At 69.3% G+C, this 16008-nt stretch carries 16 protein-coding genes; 9 read left to right on the top strand and 7 right to left on the bottom strand.

Annotated features, from left to right (window positions below):
• Positions 1–13: 13 nt before the first annotated feature.
• From ACFLIT_RS15355 to ACFLIT_RS15340, 4 genes are all read right to left on the bottom strand, one after another.
• On the bottom strand, positions 14–451 hold the full coding sequence (locus tag ACFLIT_RS15355) for an RES family NAD+ phosphorylase (RefSeq protein ID WP_479912126.1): 438 nt from the start codon (positions 449–451) through the stop codon (positions 14–16).
• On the bottom strand, positions 448–795 hold the full coding sequence (gene parS / locus ACFLIT_RS15350) for a type II RES/Xre toxin-antitoxin system antitoxin (RefSeq protein WP_479912233.1): 348 nt from the start codon (positions 793–795) through the stop codon (positions 448–450). The genes ACFLIT_RS15355 and parS overlap by 4 nt, the downstream gene beginning before the upstream one ends.
• Positions 796–958: 163 nt before the next feature.
• Positions 959–2587: an NAD(P)/FAD-dependent oxidoreductase gene (locus ACFLIT_RS15345; protein WP_479912125.1), complete on the bottom strand. Its 1629-nt coding sequence runs from the start codon at positions 2585–2587 to the stop codon at positions 959–961.
• 45 nt (positions 2588–2632) lie between these two features.
• A complete protein-coding gene (locus ACFLIT_RS15340; protein ID WP_479912124.1) occupies positions 2633–4633 on the bottom strand; it encodes an alpha/beta hydrolase domain-containing protein in 2001 nt (666 codons plus the stop codon).
• Between the two features lie 126 nt (positions 4634–4759).
• On the opposite strand from ACFLIT_RS15340, the gene ACFLIT_RS15335 reads away from it, so the two are divergent.
• The 3 genes from ACFLIT_RS15335 to gloA all read left to right on the top strand — a co-directional run bounded on the left by ACFLIT_RS15335 (position 4760) and on the right by gloA (position 5774).
• Positions 4760–4945, top strand: coding sequence for a hypothetical protein (locus ACFLIT_RS15335; protein WP_479912123.1), 186 nt, complete (start codon positions 4760–4762; stop codon positions 4943–4945).
• A 2-nt stretch (positions 4946–4947) separates the two neighbouring features.
• The gene (locus tag ACFLIT_RS15330; protein ID WP_479912122.1) at positions 4948–5181 is read left to right on the top strand and encodes a hypothetical protein; all 234 of its coding nucleotides are present in this window, start codon (positions 4948–4950) and stop codon (positions 5179–5181) included.
• Between the two features lie 95 nt (positions 5182–5276).
• Positions 5277–5774, top strand: coding sequence for a lactoylglutathione lyase (gloA, locus tag ACFLIT_RS15325; protein ID WP_479912121.1), 498 nt, complete (start codon positions 5277–5279; stop codon positions 5772–5774).
• Here the strand turns inward: gloA and ACFLIT_RS15320 are convergent.
• Entirely contained in the window at positions 5771–6499 is a 729-nt protein-coding gene (locus ACFLIT_RS15320) for a polysaccharide deacetylase family protein (RefSeq protein WP_479912120.1), read from the bottom strand. The genes gloA and ACFLIT_RS15320 overlap by 4 nt on opposite strands.
• 174 nt (positions 6500–6673) lie before the next feature.
• Here ACFLIT_RS15320 and ACFLIT_RS15315 point away from each other — a divergent pair, with 174 nt between their 5' ends.
• A complete protein-coding gene (locus tag ACFLIT_RS15315) occupies positions 6674–7225 on the top strand; it encodes an RNA polymerase sigma factor (RefSeq protein ID WP_479912119.1) in 552 nt (183 codons plus the stop codon).
• A gap of 5 nt (positions 7226–7230) precedes the next feature.
• On the opposite strand, the gene ACFLIT_RS15310 is transcribed toward ACFLIT_RS15315, so the two are convergent.
• Entirely contained in the window at positions 7231–7887 is a 657-nt protein-coding gene (locus ACFLIT_RS15310; RefSeq protein ID WP_479912118.1) for a class I SAM-dependent methyltransferase, read from the bottom strand.
• 170 nt (positions 7888–8057) lie between these two features.
• Here ACFLIT_RS15310 and ACFLIT_RS15305 point away from each other — a divergent pair, with 170 nt between their 5' ends.
• From ACFLIT_RS15305 to ACFLIT_RS15290, 4 genes are all read left to right on the top strand, one after another.
• The gene (locus tag ACFLIT_RS15305) at positions 8058–9044 is read left to right on the top strand and encodes a FecR family protein (protein ID WP_479912117.1); all 987 of its coding nucleotides are present in this window, start codon (positions 8058–8060) and stop codon (positions 9042–9044) included.
• A 160-nt stretch (positions 9045–9204) separates the two neighbouring features.
• Positions 9205–11511: a TonB-dependent receptor gene (locus ACFLIT_RS15300; protein ID WP_479912116.1), complete on the top strand. Its 2307-nt coding sequence runs from the start codon at positions 9205–9207 to the stop codon at positions 11509–11511.
• 114 nt (positions 11512–11625) lie between these two features.
• Entirely contained in the window at positions 11626–12444 is an 819-nt protein-coding gene (locus ACFLIT_RS15295; protein WP_479912115.1) for a glycosyltransferase family 2 protein, read from the top strand.
• A 98-nt stretch (positions 12445–12542) separates the two neighbouring features.
• On the top strand, positions 12543–14609 hold the full coding sequence (locus tag ACFLIT_RS15290) for a TonB-dependent receptor plug domain-containing protein (RefSeq protein WP_479912114.1): 2067 nt from the start codon (positions 12543–12545) through the stop codon (positions 14607–14609).
• Here the strand turns inward: ACFLIT_RS15290 and ACFLIT_RS15285 are convergent.
• Complete coding sequence (locus tag ACFLIT_RS15285; protein WP_479912113.1) at positions 14606–15145, bottom strand: methylated-DNA--[protein]-cysteine S-methyltransferase; 540 nt, start codon at positions 15143–15145, stop codon at positions 14606–14608. The genes ACFLIT_RS15290 and ACFLIT_RS15285 overlap by 4 nt on opposite strands.
• A 143-nt stretch (positions 15146–15288) precedes the next feature.
• On the opposite strand from ACFLIT_RS15285, the gene ACFLIT_RS15280 reads away from it, so the two are divergent.
• On the top strand, positions 15289–16002 hold the full coding sequence (locus ACFLIT_RS15280) for a hypothetical protein (protein WP_479912112.1): 714 nt from the start codon (positions 15289–15291) through the stop codon (positions 16000–16002).
• Positions 16003–16008 lie beyond the last annotated feature (6 nt).

Raw genomic sequence — 16008 nt, 5'->3', positions numbered from 1 at the left:
CGGCCGGCCGCGGCTAGGCGCCCACCAGACGTGGATCGAATGCGAACGGCGTCTCGTCGATCACGCGGACACGCGCCATGTCCGGATGCCTCGGATTGAGCAACAGGTTTCGCTCCTGCGGAACAACGATGCTCGGTACGACGAGACCCAGGGCTACGCCGGCGATAAGGAAGGCGTCGCCGGCGGCCTGGGAGACCGCCATATCCATCGCCGACTCCGCCATCTCCATCGGCGCCTCGTCGGGTACGTCGATGACGAAGATCCGATAGTCGTCCGGCATTAATTCGACCGGCAAATCCAGGTGAACCAGAACCTCAAGCACAGCCAGGGCTGCGTTGGCGGCGGCGTAAACCATCGGCCGCCCGGGCGAGTTCCAACGTGCGCCATGAAGTCGTGCGCCCTCCCCGTCGAGCGCCCGGTAAGCCGCCTTGGCCAGCCGGTAGACGATCAAGCCGCTAGACCATGTCCGATCCGGCCAAGCAGGGCTTCGACGCTGCGAGCGCCGAGGTCGGTATCGGCCAAGGAAAGCGGGGTCTGGTTATCAAGCGCCCGATTTTCCCGACTGAGCCAGGCCAGGGCCTTGTCAGTCGTCCCGAACGTCTCATCCGCCGAAGCGACCATCCGCACAAGGCGGAGAAGCCGGTCGGACTCAACCGCATCCAGGGGTTGAGCAGCCTCTTGCCGGCGCTTGAAGGTCCGACGCGGCAGAACGTGACGCTCGATAGTGTTGAAGGTGAGATGAGACCCTTGAAGGAAGTGATCGACCGCCTGCGTTGGCACGCCTCGACGCACCATGCGCACGATGTCGAGGTCGGACCGCAGCGGACCCGTCACCGGTTCGCCACCGAGCAATTCTTGAATACGAGCGACAGCTGCCAAGATGCCCTCCGACAAAATGCCGATGCTAAGTCGGCGTTTTGTTAGATAGCCTTTCTGACTACACTTTTCAATGCGGCGGCTAGGCCGCGGCGGCCTCGCCGATGATGGCCCGCGCCACGGCCTCGCCGACCTTGATGCCGTCGACGGCCGCCGAGAGGATGCCGCCGGCGTAGCCCGCGCCCTCGCCGGCCGGGAACAGGCCGCGCACGTTCAGGCTCTGGAAGTCGCCGCCGCGCGTCATGCGGATCGGCGACGAGGTGCGGGTCTCGAGCCCGGTGAGCACCGCCTCGGGGTCGTCGTAGCGTGGAATCTTGCGGCCGAAGACCGGCAGGGCCTCGCGCATCGCTTCCACTACGTAGTCCGGCATCAGGGCGGCCAGGTCGGTGGGCGTGACGCCCGGGCGATAGCTGGGGATCACCTCGCCGAGCTTCGTCGACGGCCGCCCGGCCAGGAAGTCGCCGACCAGCTGGGCCGGGGCGTAATAGCCGCCGCCGCCCGCCACGAAGGCGCGGCTTTCCAGCGCGCGCTGCAGCTCGATCCCGGCCAGGGGGTGCTCGCTGGCGTAGTCGGCCGGCGAGATGCCGACCACGAAGCCCGAGTTGGCGTTCCGCTCGTTGCGGGAATACTGGCTCATGCCGTTGGTGACGACGCGGTCCGGCTCGCTGGTGGCGGCCACCACCGTGCCCCCCGGGCACATGCAGAAACTGTAGACGGTGCGGCCGTTCGCGCAGTGATGCGACAGGGAATAGGCCGCCGCCCCGAGGTCCGGGTGGCCGGCGCAGGGGCCGAACAAAGCGCGGTCGATCCACGACTGCGGATGCTCGATGCGGAAACCGATCGAGAACGGCTTGGCCTCGAAGTGGACGCCGCGATCGTAGAGCGTCTGGAAGGTGTCGCGCGACGAGTGGCCGATGGCGAACACCACCTGGTCGGCTTCCAGGAACTCGTCGGTATGCAGGTGCAGGCCGCGCAGACGCTTGCCGCCGTCCGGCCCGCGATCCAGCTCGATGTCGGTGACGCGGTGCTCGAAGCGATACTCGCCGCCCAGGTTCTCGATCTTGGCGCGCATGGCCTCGACCATGGTCACCAGACGAAACGTGCCGATGTGCGGGTGGGCCTCGGTGAGGATTTCCGGCGGGGCGCCAGCCTCGACGAACTCTCTGAGGACCTTGCGGCCGAGATGCCTCGGGTCCTTGATCTGGCTGTAGAGCTTGCCGTCCGAAAAGGTGCCGGCGCCGCCCTCGCCGAACTGCACGTTCGATTCCGGGTTCAGCTCGCCCCGCCGCCACAGGCCCCAGGTGTCCTGAGTGCGCTGGCGAACCACCTTGCCACGGTCGAGGATGATCGGCCGAAAGCCCATCTCGGCCAGGATCAGACCGGCGAACAGACCGCAGGGCCCGGCGCCAATGACGACGGGGCGGAGGCGCCCCGGCGGCGCGCTGGCCACGGGGCGATAGGCGGTGTCCGGCGTCGGGCGGAGGTGCGGATCGTCGGCCATGCGCTTCAGCACCGCCGTCTCGTCCTTCACCTCGACGTCGACGATATAGACCTTGAGGATCGCCGACTTCTTGCGGGCGTCGTGGGCGCGCTTCCACACCGCCCAGGAGACCAGATCGCCTTCCGAGACTCCGAAACGCGCCGCGATGGCCGCCGGCAGAGCCTCCGGGGCGTGATCGAGCGGCAATTTGAGTTCGGATAAGCGCAACATCTGCGCCTATTTAGCGGCTGCGTTTGTGACCGCCAGTTTCAAACTCTAACGCAGAATGTCGCTGGCCTCGGCGTCGCGGACGATCCGCTCGGCGTCGCGCGGCAGCAGGAAGCGCGCCTTCACCAGGCTGTCGGCCGCTGACTTCACCTTGGCGACATAGGTTGCGTGGTCGTTGTAGCGCTCTTCCAGCGAGGGCCGGGGATCACCGGACGCGGTGCGCTCGGCGCGGGTGCGGGCGAAGGGGATGTAGCCGCCGTTCGATCCGCAGTTCTGACCGGCCATGTAGCCATTGGCGGCGATGTTCCAGCCAAGGTAGCTGCCGAGCGGCGCCTGCAAGAGGGTCGAGCGAACGCCGACGACGGCCTCGTTTCCGTCCGCGTCGACGCGCGCCACGCGCAGGGGCGCATAGCCGGTTACGGTCGGCGGCGCCTTGCTGGGGACGCCGGTCAGGTCGGCGGCGTTGAAACCGGGGCCGTTGTCGTAGATCTGCAGCGGGTTGAGGTCGGCGCGCGGCGCGCCGGGGACGGCTGGGAAGCCGGCCATGGCCTGCTCGGCGGTGACGAGGTCCCCCTCGGCCAGGGTCGGATAGGCGCTGGGCGGCGGCTCGACGCCATCCTTCACCCAGGCGATCAGGTTGGCGAGGTGGGCGCGGCCGGTGTCGGCGACGGGGTTCGGATTGCCGGCGAGGGTGCAGGCGGCCATGCGCGCGCCGTCGAGCTTGAAGCCGCCCTGCCCGCCTCCGTGAGTGACGCCGGGATTGTAGTAGCGACGGACATTGGCCGGTAGCGGGATGTCGGCCTTGGCGTCCGTGCCGATCAGGGCCGGGGAGCCGCGCAGACCCCACAGCTCCGAGGCGCCGAACATCTCGATCACCTTCGGGCAGGTCCGGGTCGGAAGGCAGCGATCGAACACCGAGGCGCGCTTCAAGCCGCGCAGCTTGTCTTCATAGGCGCCGTACCAGACCACGCCCTCGATGCCGCTGTCGAACAAGGCCGCCCCGCCGCCGGGGATGGCGAAGCGATAGTTCATGGCGTTCTCGCGCAGGGAGTTCTGCGGGAAGACGCCGTCAAAGACGATGCGGCTGTCCTCGGCTTGATTAAACCCGAGCTGAACCAGGGAGCGCAGGAAGTTGGCGGACTGCGAGATGCCGGCCCCGACCGCGATCTTCGCTCCGCCACGCGCCGGGTTGGCGTTCCCCGCCTCATCACGGTCGGCATAGCGCAGGAAGGCGACCAGATCCCGCGTCGCCGCGTAGCCGATGCCGAGCACCGGCGGATCCTTGGCGATGTAGCCCAGGGTGTAGGCGAACTTCGGATCGAAGCCGCCCTTCACGCAGACCTTGGTCGGGTCCGGCTTGCCCGGGAACGGCGTCGCCGCGCAGTCGGCGAAGGCCCAGTCGGACGCGGGGAGGGCCTGCAAGGGAGCCTTGTCGTTGGGCTGGCGGTAGAGGGTGGCCTTCGAGGTCTCCAGCGACAGCGGCGGCGGGCGCGGCACGCCCCGGCCCTGGCCGCCGTTCAGCGGCAAGGTGGTGGTCCCGGCCGGCATGCCGACGAAGCGGGCGATGGTCGGTCCGGTGACGGGCGCGCCATTCGGCCCCTTGGCGATGGGAACCTCGATGGTCTGCAGCCGGGCGTCCGGCGGGATGTCGCCCTGCCAGCCGCTGATCACCGAGACGTGGCCCTCGTCATAGCCGCTGACGGCGCCGGTCCCTCGGTTGACCACGCTGTAGATCATCACCCCGCTCTGCTTGGCCGCGTCGACGGGACGGGCCAGTTGGAAGGTGGCGGCGTATTCGACCATGCCGCGGGCGTTGCGCGGCGCGAACTGCAGGTCGGTGACGATGCGGTTCTTGGCATCGCGCGGGTCAAGCTCGCCGTGGGCGACCCCGACGATCACCTCATAGGCGCCGGCCGGGCCGAAAGCGCGACCGTCGAAGGCCGGCTTCGGAGGCTGCATGTCCAGGCGGACGACATGGGCCGCGGCGCCGGTGAAGACGGCGCATCCGGCCAGGATGGCGAGCGCGGCGACGCGCAGCGATGACGGCATTCGGCGTCCCTCCCCGGACCTTCAACGGCATACGGTCCGCACCTCCCCTTCCTGTCAATCGCCCATGCTCAAGCCTGGAACGGCCGCCCGGCGGTCGGGTTTAGATCGGGTGCAAGGAGGATCGCCATGACCGCCAAACCGCCCCCGATTCCAAAGGACCAGGTCCGCCCCGGCGAGAACCGCCACCTCGGCGCCGATGACGCCGAGGCCCGTCAGGCGGGAAACGCCGACCTGAATCTCGAGCAGCAGGGCCGCCACGGAAACCTGCACCAGAACGTCGAGACCGTTCACGCCCGCACGCAGGACCGTTGACCATGGCCCATACTCACAACGAGAACGCCGAACGCTGGGGCGGCCCCGGCGCCAGCCACGAGAACGCCAAACAATCGCGCCCCGAGAAGAAGGAGACGCGCGCGCCCGGCGAGCCGACCAACACGCCCTACAGCCACGTCTCCGCCGGCGGCGGCGAGCGCGATCGCCACCACGCCCACGACGCCAAGGGCAAGCGCGACACCGAGGAAAACAGCGTCCAGCGCGCCAAGCCCTGAACACCGCAGGAGGCGCTTCGCCTCGCGACGGTATCGGATTAGGAACGGGCCGCGGCTTCGACGTCGCGGCCCTTTTCGCATTCAGGACCTCACCCATGCGCGACCCCGCCACCGCCGGCTTCCGCTTCAACCAGACCATGCTGCGGGTGCGCGATCCGGTCGCTTCAGTGAAGTTCTACGAGGAGGCGCTCGGATTTACCCAGCTGCACAGGCTGGACTTCCCGGAGATGAAGTTCTCGCTGTTTTTCCTTGCCCTGCTGCATGAGGGTGAAAGCGTTCCGACTGACCCGGAGGCGCTGCGCCACTTCGTGTTCAGCCGCGAGACCACCCTGGAGCTGACCCACAACTGGGGCACCGAAGGCGACCCGGACTTCGCCGGCTATCACCACGGCAACGCCGAACCGCGCGGCTTCGGCCACCTCGGCATCAGCGTGCCGGACGTCTATGCCGCCTGCGCCCGTTTCGAGGCGCTTGGCGTCGAGTTCGTGAAGCGCCCCGACGACGGCAAGATGAAGGGCATCGCCTTCATCAAGGATCCGGACGGCTATTGGATCGAAATCCTGTCGCCGAACCGGATGGCCCAGATCTCCTAGACCTCGGCCAGCAGGGCCGGCAGGCCGCGCCAGTCGAACTCGCGGCGGGCCAGGAAGCGTTCGAGGAAGGCCCAGGCCGCCTCGTCGTGGTCGAGGTGATGAGTGAGCAGGCCGATGGGCGCGTCCCAGTCGCCGGCTCGCCGTCGCTCGGCCAACAGCCGGGTGAGACGGGCGGCGAAGGCGCCTTCGCCCCGAAAGCGCGCGCCGCCCCCCCAGCGCAAGAGGTCGAGATGGGCGTCGATGCGCGGAAGCGCGTCGACCGGACGGCGCTCGGCCCAGGCCGACCAGCCGACGTAGCCTGCCCGCGACAGGGCCTCGGGCAGCGCCGGATGCACGAAGTTCCAAGGCGGCGCGAAGGCCTTGAGAGCGCCGGGCAAACCCTCGAGGCGCCCCCAGCCGGCCCGCAGCGCGGCGGCGATTTCATCCACGGCGGTCTCGGCGGCGAACTCGCCGGAGCCGTCGCCCACGCGGCGATTGCGATGATCGACCCCGTGCTGGACGAGGGTGACGCCAGGCGCGCCCGCCAGCGGCGCGGCCAGGCCGGCGCGGTCTCCATCGGGGATCGCGGCCACCGTCAGGGGCGCGCCAGTCGCCGCGGACAGGGCGACGAGGCGGCGCAGGGCGGCCGTATCCTCGCGGGCGTCGTCGTCGCGCCACCAGAGCACGGGGCGCCGACCGGCCGCGCGCCAGCGGCGAAGCTCAAGAGCGAGCAGCCATCGACGCATGTCTCCCCCTTTTTCATCGCCCTCGGACCACGCAAGCCACGGAGCCCGTTGTAGGTTTAGCCGCTTCGCGGCGGAGCTTCCAAGCCGCGCGGCCTCTAGCCGCAGACCGCTCGGACGATTAGTGTTTTCCCAACGATGCTGGCTCGCCGGCGGATCTTTGGGCGAAAGAGCGTAGTGAGCGGACCGCAGAGTACGTCTGCCGAGGACGAGACCAGCCTGCTGGGCCTCTACCTGACCAAGCGCCCCAACCTCGTGCGCTTCTTCGCCGCGCGTCTGCAATCGCTCGCCGCCGCCGAGGACCTGGCGCAGGACCTCTACCTGAAGGTTGTCGCGGTCGATCCCTCGACTCCCGTCGAAAACCCCATGGCCCTGCTCTACCGCATGGGCTCGAACCTCATGCTCGACCGCTTGCGCGGCGAACGGCGCACCGCCGCCCGCGACGACGCCTGGTATCGCCACCGCCGGGTCGCCATCGACGGCGAGGACGTGGTCGACGAACCGGAGCCCGAGGCCGCGATCGCCGCCCGCCAGCGTCTGGCCAAGTTGCGCGACGCGGCCGAGGCCCTACCGCCGCAGATGGGCCGCGCTTTCCGGCTGCACAAGTTCGAAGGCCTCAGCCAAGCCGAAACCGCCCGCGCCATGGGCATCTCGGTCAGCGCCGTCGAAAAGCACCTCAGCGCCGCCCTGAAATCCCTGACCCGCGCGATGGGCGAGGGCGGGCGATGACGAGATCACTTCGGCGGCTTGCAGACCGTTACCAGCCAAGCGCCGCCCCAGGGAGCCGCGACCACCGCCTCATCGAGAATCTCGCAGGACGCCTGCAGCTTGCGCCAGATCCGCAGGGGCTTGGTGTTCAGCCACATGCTGACGCCGAACACTCCGTTCGGGTGCAGGCTGGGGCTGTAGCGGCGCAGCAACTCGACCGGCTCGCCCAGGTACTCGATGCATTCCGGGAAGACGATGGCGTCGAACTTGTCCTCCGGCTCGTAGGTGCGGCCGTCACCGACCGCGAAGGTCGGGTGGCCCGGCAGGTCGCCGGGGAAACGGCGGCGCGCGGCCCCGACGCCGGTGTCGGAGAAGTCGACGCCAAGGTAGCCGGCCGGGGCGAAGGCCTTGAGGCTCGCATAGAAGGCGCCCTCGCCGCAGCCGATCTCCAGCACCTTGGCGTGGGGACGGTGCTCGTTGACCAGGGACGCCAGAAGGCGGTGGTGATGCCGCTGGTCGCTCTTGAACAGACGATCGTAGGTCGAGCCGGCGTAGTGGTCGTTCCACTCCTCGGCATTGGTCTCGATGGGCGGCGCAAAGCGCTTGCGCATGAACACCTCGCCCACCCACGGGCGATCGAGCGCGGCGAGCTCGATGACCCGTCGCATGCGGAAATAACCCATCGTAAGCTCCTTCCGCCCATGAACGGGGCGTATCCCAGCAGACGGCGCCGGCCCCGGCGGGCCTCAGGTCGCCAAGGCGCGGCAAACCTGCCAAGGATGGGGGGTCAGGCAGCGATGGCGACGTCTAGGCATCATAGAGTCCGGTTCGCCGCCGGGTCGATCAGGAACTCATGAACGCTTCGCCGCCTATCGCCGACGCCGTGATCGACACGGCGGTCGAATGGATGCTTCGCCTGGAATCGCCTCAGGCGGGCGAGGCGGATTGGCTCGCCTTCGATTCCTGGCTGAACGCCGACCCGCTCCACGCCGTCGCCTATGACCGGGTCGTGCTCACCGCCGAGGACGCCCGCGCGATCGGCGAGGTGTTTCGCCCGCAGACCGCCGACGTGATCCCCTTCCCGCGCCGCGCGCCGAGCGCCCCGGCCCAGCCGCAACGCCGCGCGATCTACGGCGCCCTGGCCGCCGCCGGCCTCTTCGCCGCCGTCGGCGTCCCGATGTGGATGTCCACCCAGCCGACCGTCTACGAGACCGCCCCCGGCGAGCGCCGCACGGTGACCCTGAAGGACGGGTCGCGCGTGGATCTCAACGGGGCCTCGCACCTGTCGGTGAAGTTCAGCCACGGCCAGCGGCGCACCACGCTGGACGGCGAGGCGGTGTTCGATGTCGCCAAGGATACGTCGCGGCCGTTCTACATCACCTCCGGCGACCGCCAGGTGCGCGTGGTCGGCACTCAGTTCGACGTTCGCCGCCGTGACGGCCGGTTCTCGGTGACCGTGGCCCGCGGCGTCGTCGAGGTCGCGCCCGTGGCCAGCGCCAGTGGAGCCACCCTGCGGCTCACCGCCGGCCATCGTCTCGATCACACCGAGGGCGCCGCCGATGGCCATGTCTCCAGCGTCGTCGCCGAGGAAGCCCTCGGCTGGCGGGGCGGGCGCCTGATCTATCGCGATGCGCCCATGAGCGACGTCGTCGCCGACCTCAACGCCCAGTTCGCTCGTCCGATCACACTGAGCGATGGCGCCGGTTCGTTGCGATTCTCCGGCGTGCTGATGGTCGATGATCAGGACGAGGTGGTGCGTCGCCTCGCCTCGCTGGCGCCGATTTCCTCGACCGTCACGAAAAATGAGATAGTGCTACGCGCTGATCCGTCGGCTCGCTGACGGAGTCGAAGCGGGGGTAGCGTTGGCAGTCGGCCGCGCCGGGGCGTCGGTCCTGGTTCTGATATGGGCGGTATGCGCAGCCTCGAACGCCGAGGCCCAATCGGGCGGCGCGTATCGAATCGCGCCCAAACCCTACCCTGAAGCGCTTATCGACTTCGCCGTGCAAGCCGACATTTCGATCGGCGGCGTTTCCGCCTGCGTCGGCCGCAGCCCCGGCCTTTCGGGGCGCTACACGATACCCGAGGCCCTCCGCCGCCTCACCGCCGGCGCGCCTTGCAGCTTCGAGATCGTCGACGCGCGCACGGTGCGCATGTCGCCCTCCATCCCAGCCCGCCCGCAAGCCCGCGCGCCGGTGGCGGTTCGACGCGCCGCCTCGCCGCCGCCACCGCCCGCCTCGTCGTCCATCACCGAGGAGCAGATTGCGCCGCCGGTGTCGGACCTCGTCATCACCGCCAGCAAACGCCCGGCGCCCGTCGGGCGCCTGCCGTCCGCCGTCAGCGTGATGAGCGGGGGACAACTGACCAGCACCTTCGCCATCGACACCGCCAGCGCCGTCCGCCAGGCGGCGGGCGTGATCACCACCAACCTCGGTCCGGGCCGAGACAAAATCCTGCTGCGCGGCCTCTCCGACGGCGCGTTCACCGGCCGCACCCGCTCCACCGTCGGCACCTACCTCGACGACGTCACCCTGACCTACAACGCCCCGGACCCGGACCTTCGACTGACCGACGTTGAAGCCGTGGAGATCGTGCGCGGGCCGCAGGGCGCGCTCTACGGCGGCGGTTCGCTGACGGGAATCTATCGCATCGTCACCCGAAAGCCGGTGCTGGACGCCCTGGAAGGCCAGGTGCGCGCCACCCACGCGTGGACGGAATCCGGCGCCCCCAGCTATGCGCTCGAAGGCGTCGCCAACGTGCCGCTGGTCGAGGGGCGGGCGGCCGCCCGTGTCGTGGCCTACAGCGAACAGCAGGGTGGGTTCGTCGACGACCTCAGCCTGCGCCTTTCGAATGTCGACAAGACCGAGCGAAACGGCGCGCGTCTCTCCGTCAGCGTCTGGCCCAACGACACCTGGTCGGCCCGCGCCTCGGCCCTGATGCAGCGGATCGACACCGCCGACACCCAGTATGTCTCCGGCGCTCTAGGGCCGCGTCAGCGCAACAACCGCGTCCGCGAAAGCCATCGCAACGACTTCGCGCAGGCCGCGCTCAGCATCGACGGCGGAGGCGACTGGGGCCTGTTTCATTCGTCGACGGCCTTCATCAAGCACGACTTCGAAAGTCTGTACGACGCCTCCGCCGCGCTTTCGCTGTTTGGCGAGAGCACCGCAGACCTTGGCGTGTACGACGAGAGTTCGCGCGTCCGCATCATCTCCCAGGACGCCTTCTACACCTCGCCCGAAGGTCGCCCGTTCCGCTGGCTGGCCGGGGCCTATGTGACCTATCGCGACGAGCGCAGCCCCGCCCTGCTGAGCAGCGCGCCGCCGGGATCGCCGCTGCGGGGGGTCTACCGCGAGCGACGGATGGACGAGCTCACCGACGCGGCGCTCTATGGCGAGGTTTCCTATCCGGTCTGGGGGGGCTGGACCGCCGCCGCGGGCGCGCGAGCCTTCCGCAAGAGGGTGCAGACCTCCAGCGATGTGATGGCCCCGTCCCCCGGGCAGTCGCGCAGCTTCGACCGCGAGCGGCGCTACCGGGGCTGGTCGCCGAAACTTTCGCTGCAGTACGACTTCGCTTCCGGCGATCTGTTCTACCTGTTGTTCTCGCAAGGCTATCGCGCCGGCGGTTTCAATTCCGGCGGTCTGCTGCCGCCGAGTCCCCAGCGCCGCGAGTTCCAGCCGGACGAAATGCGCAACTACGAGATGGGCGCCAAGCTGCGGCTGGCGGAGGGAAGGGTCGATGTGCGCTCGGCCCTGTTCTACGCCGTGTGGAACGACATCCAGAGCGACCAGTTCTACAATTCCGGCCTCGCCTATACGGCCAATGTCGGCGACGGGCGCAGCGTGGGCCTGGAGGCCGAGATCGCGTGGCGGCCGACCCCGCGCTGGTCGATCCAGGCCAACGGACTGGTCAGCAATCCGCAAATCGTCAGGGTGAACCCCGCCTTCGCCGCCAAGGTCGGCAGGGGGATGCCGGGGGTGCCGGACACGTCGATGGGCGCCCTGGTGCAGTACGAACAGCCCCTGGGCGCCGAACTTTCCCTGTTGCTGACTGGCGAGGCCAACTACATCGGCCGCTCCCGCCTGACCTTCGATCCCCTGCTGTCGCCTCAGATGGGAGGCTACATAACGACCAAGCTCTCCGCCCAGCTCAGCCACGGCCGCTGGCGACTGGCGGCCTATGTGAGCAACCTCGCCAACGCCGAAGGCGACACCTTCGCCTATGGCAATCCATTCAGCTTCGGTCAGGTGCGCCAGGTGACGCCGCAGCGGCCGCGAACCCTGGCCCTGGCGCTTTCCGCGGCCTTCTGAGCCCCCCGCGACGCTGCGGCGTTCTGACCTGCATACAGATGCGTGGGGGCGTCGGCGGCCGGTGGCGTCACATCCTCATGCCGCCTCAGGGGGGCGGGCTAGAGGACGGTTGGGATGGCCAGACTTTCGGCGCTGCTCTGTGCACGCAACGAGGAAGCCCGGATCGAGGATTGCCTTCACCGACTGGCGTTCTGCGACGAGGTGGTGGTGGTCGCCGACCGCTGCACGGATCGCACCGAAGCTCTCGCCGCCCGCGCCGGGGCGCGCGTGATCAGCGGCTTCTTCCCCCTGGAAGGTCACCGCAAGCACGCCGGCCTCGACGCCTGCACCGGCGCCTGGATTCTCGAAGTCGACGCCGATGAAGTGATCGACGACGCGCTGGCGCTGGAAATCCGCCTGACCATCGAGCGTGACCCGGAAGGCGACTACTTCCAGGTGCCGATCGACAACTACATCGGCCGCAAGCTGGTGCGTCATGGCTGGGGCGGGTCGTTCGGCACTAGCTCGGCGGTGCGCCTCTATCGCCGCGGCGTGAAGCGCTGGAAGGCCGAACGGGTTCACCCCGGCGCCATCCTCGACGGCGCCCCCGCCGGCAAGCTGTCGCACCCCCTGCGCCACATGGTCGACGAGAACATCGGCGACATGGTCGGGCGTCTGAACCGCTACACCACCCTGCGCGCCGCCGATCTGGCCGACAGCGGCCAGCTGACCGGCCTGTGGGATAACGCCTTCCGCGGCTTGCGCCGATTCTGGAAGTGCTACGTCTCCCGCAAGGGCTACAAAGAGGGCGAACTGGGCGTGCTGATCGCCATGATGGCCGCGCTCTACCCGCTGCTGTCCTATCTGAAGGCGCGGGAGCTGATGGCCGAGACGGCCGCCGCCGCCGCCGCCGAGGCCCCTCCCGCGGCGCCAATCACGCTTCGCCCTCGCTAAGCGACCCCCGGTCGCTGTATACAGCTCCCGCGCGGTCTAGTTCGACTGCGTCGCAATGACGGCGCGTCACGAAGCGCGCCGCGACGGGAGTAACGACCATGCTCAACGCCAGCGCACTGCGGCGGTTTGTGGCCGGCGGTTTCGCCTGCGCCTGCCTGTTGGGCGACGACGCCTGGGCGCAGGATGCGGTCGAAGGCCCCGCGCCGGCAGGCGTGGCGACGGGCGCGGGCGCGGGCGGGACCTCTTACCCGCCGACCTTCTTCACCGAGTTCAAGCCGACCAGCGCCTTCGACATGGTGCAGCGACTGCCCGGCTTCAGCTTCAACGGCGGCGCCGATGTGCGTGGGTTCGGCGGGGCCGCCGGCAATGTGATGATCGACGGTGAGAGACCATCGTCGAAGGCCGTCTCCCTGCAACAGCTGTTGCAGCGCATCCCGGTCTCTCAGGTCGAGCGGATCGACCTGGTGCGCGACGCCTCGACCGGGCTCGACATGCAGGGCCAGCCGGTGGTGGCCAATGTGATCCGCAAGAGCGGGGCCAGCTCCACCCTGGCGCTGCAGATGCTGGTCAAGGCGTTCGACGACGGCTTTGTCGGCGTGGTGCCGCGTGTTGAAGGCACTTGGCGTTCGGGACCGCTTTCGCTGGAGGGGCAGCTTCAATACCGCAACGATCGGACGCCCGGATCGGGCGAAGGCCCCTTCTGGCGGCGCAGCACCCTGGGCGGGAGCCTGTTCGACGGCCGCTTCGCCGTCGACGATCGACAGGATCTGATCAACTTCAACGTCGGCGCCGAGTATCGCCCCGGGGCCGATGTCCTGCGCTTCAACCTCTCGGGCGCCCGAGAGGTCGGCGATCGGCGCGAACGCTCGGACCTGATCGACCCGCTGGGCGCCTATCAGGTGTTCAACGACAGCGAGGAGATCGACAACGACTGGGAGGTCGGCGGCGACTACGAGCGCCCGCTGACCGCCAAGCTCACGGGTCGCCTGGTCGGCCTGGCGACATTTTCGACCGAAGAAGAGACAGGGGTCAGCCGCAGCCGTGGCCGCACACAGCGCAACATCTCCTCGTCGGAGGGTGGCGAGCGCATCGCCCGCGCCCTGCTGACCGCGACCCCCGCGACGGGCCTGCGCCTGGAAGGCGGGTTCGAGGGGGCCTTCAACTTCCTCGACAGCCGCACGGCCCTGACCGAGAACGGCGTCGTCGTGCCCCTGCCTTCGGCCAATGTGCGGGTGGAGGAACGGCGCGGCGAGGCCTTCATCACCGGCAGCTGGCAGGTAAGCGACGCCCTCTCCCTCGACGGGGGCCTGCGCTATGAACGCTCGACGATCAGCCAGAGCGGCGGCGCCAATCAGGAACGCACCCTGACCTTCGCCAAGCCGCGCGTGATCGTCTCGTGGGCGCCCGATTCGTCCAGCCAGGTGCGGGTGCGGCTGGAACGCGAGGTCGATCAGCTCGACTTCGGCGATTTCGCCGCCAGCGCCCAGCTCGACACCGGCGTGCACAACGCCGGCAACCCCAATCTGCAGCCCGAGCGGGCCTGGGTGGCCGAGGCGGCCTTCGAGCGCCGGTTCTGGTCGCAGGGGGCGGTGGTGCTGACCCTGACCCGCGCCAACGTCGAATCCGTGGTCGACCTGATCCCGATCGACAATCGCTATGACGCGCCGGGCAACATCGGCGACGGCTGGCGCAATACCGCCAAGCTGAACCTGACCCTGCCCTTCGACAACCTCGGCCGCCCGGGCATGCTGCTGAAACTGAACGGGCTGTGGCAGAAGACCGAGGTGACCGACCCTGTGACCGGCCGCCCCCGCCGGATCACCAGCGACACGCCCTTCGACATGGACTTCGTCCTCAGCCAGACCCTGCCGTCGCTGGACTCGCTGGTCGCCCTCGAGGTGGTCAAGGACTGGCGGGACACCAACTACCGGATCAACGAGATCCGCACGACCACGGAGACGGCCTTCCTCAAGCTGTATTGGGACTGGACGCCTCGGCCCGACCTCGTCTTCCGCTTGCAGATCGAGAACACCGTCGGCAAGGCCCTGGTGCGCAAGCGGGTGCTCTACAACGGTCCGCGTTCGGCGGGCCTGATCTCGGCCTACGAGCGGCGTGAAGCCTCGATGGAGCCGTTCCTGATGATGCGGGTGCGCAAGACCTTCTAAAGCAGCGTGGGCTCGTCGCCTACGCGGGCGTTCTCGATGGCCAGCAGCTTGAGCTTGGTCATCCGCCCGCCGGGGGCCGAGAAGCCGCCCGATTTACCGCCGGCCGCCAGAACGCGGTGGCAGGGCACGATTATCGGAATCGGGTTGCGCCCGAGCGCGGCGCCCACCGCCTGGGCGGCGCGCGGCTGACCGAGCTCGGCGGCGATCTGTCCGTAGGTGCGGGTGCGGCCGGGCGGGATGCGGCGCGTGATTTCGAGCACCTGGCGATCGAACGGCTCGACCTGATCGAGATCGACGGCGATGTCGGCGAGATCGACCACGCCGTCGGCGAGCAGCGCCTTCACCGCCTCGACAACCACCGCGATCGAGGGCGGCGGCGGCTGTTCCACGGCGTCCGGATGTCGGCGGGCCGTGCGCGAGCGCAGCAGCTCCGGCGCATCGTCCGGCAGGGCGGCCCCGACCACGACCTCGCCCCGCCATGCGAGGCTGCATACGCCGAGGGCGGTATCGAACAGACAGTAGCCTTCGGCGCCCATGGGCCACGTCTCCCTTCGCGGGCGGCTGGACCGACAAGCCCGCGTCTTCCTAAGGTGGGGGTATGAAGCCCGGTCGTCCATGCATCGCCGCGATCCTCGCCGGGTCGGCGTCGCTCGTTGGGCTTGGCGCGAGGGCGGAGCCGGTGGGTTCAGTCGGATGCCTGCTGGAAAACGGCGCGGTGGTCGCGCCGGCCATTTTCGGCCGCGCGGGCGGCGACTGGCTGATCGATTTCGCCGCGCCCCAGACCCTCCTGCATGAAACCCGCGCCCAGATGGAGGGCGTCACCGAGCCCGCCTTGGTCGGGGACCTGCGCTTCGCGGGCCTCGCCCTGGCGGCCACGCCGGTGACCGTCGCCAACCTCGATCCGCGCGCGCCGGGGTTCGTGACGCCCATCGTCGGGGTGATCGGCGACGACGTGCTCGGCCGGTACGTGGTCGACCTCGAGTTCAACCCCTGCCGGCTGACCTTCTACCCTCCGAACAGCGCGCCGCCGCTCGCCGGCCAGCGGTTGCCGATGACGCGGGTCGAGGGCCGGCCGACCGTCCGCGCGGCGGTCTCCGACGGACCGCGCGCGCTCGCGGGGGATTTCGTGGTCGATACCGCGTCCAAGGCGGCCGTGCGGTTGTCGATCCCCACCGCTCACGGGCCGGACGACGGCGACCCGCGCCAGTGGTCTCCCACGTGGATTCGCGCCCTGTCCGTCGGCGGGGCGCTGTTCGAGAAGCCGAGCGCGGCGCGCGGCGCCGAGCTGCCGACCAGCGTCGCCGGCGCGCTCGGCACGGACTGGCTGCGACGCTACCGCCTGCGCATCGACATGCCCGGCGGCCGCTTGGTGCTGGCCAGGCCCCGCCCCTGAAGCGCC

The organism is Caulobacter sp. HJHS_5 (assembly GCF_056683955.1).
Note: the sequence above shows the minus strand (reverse complement) of the source record. Positions and strands in the feature narration are given on the sequence as shown.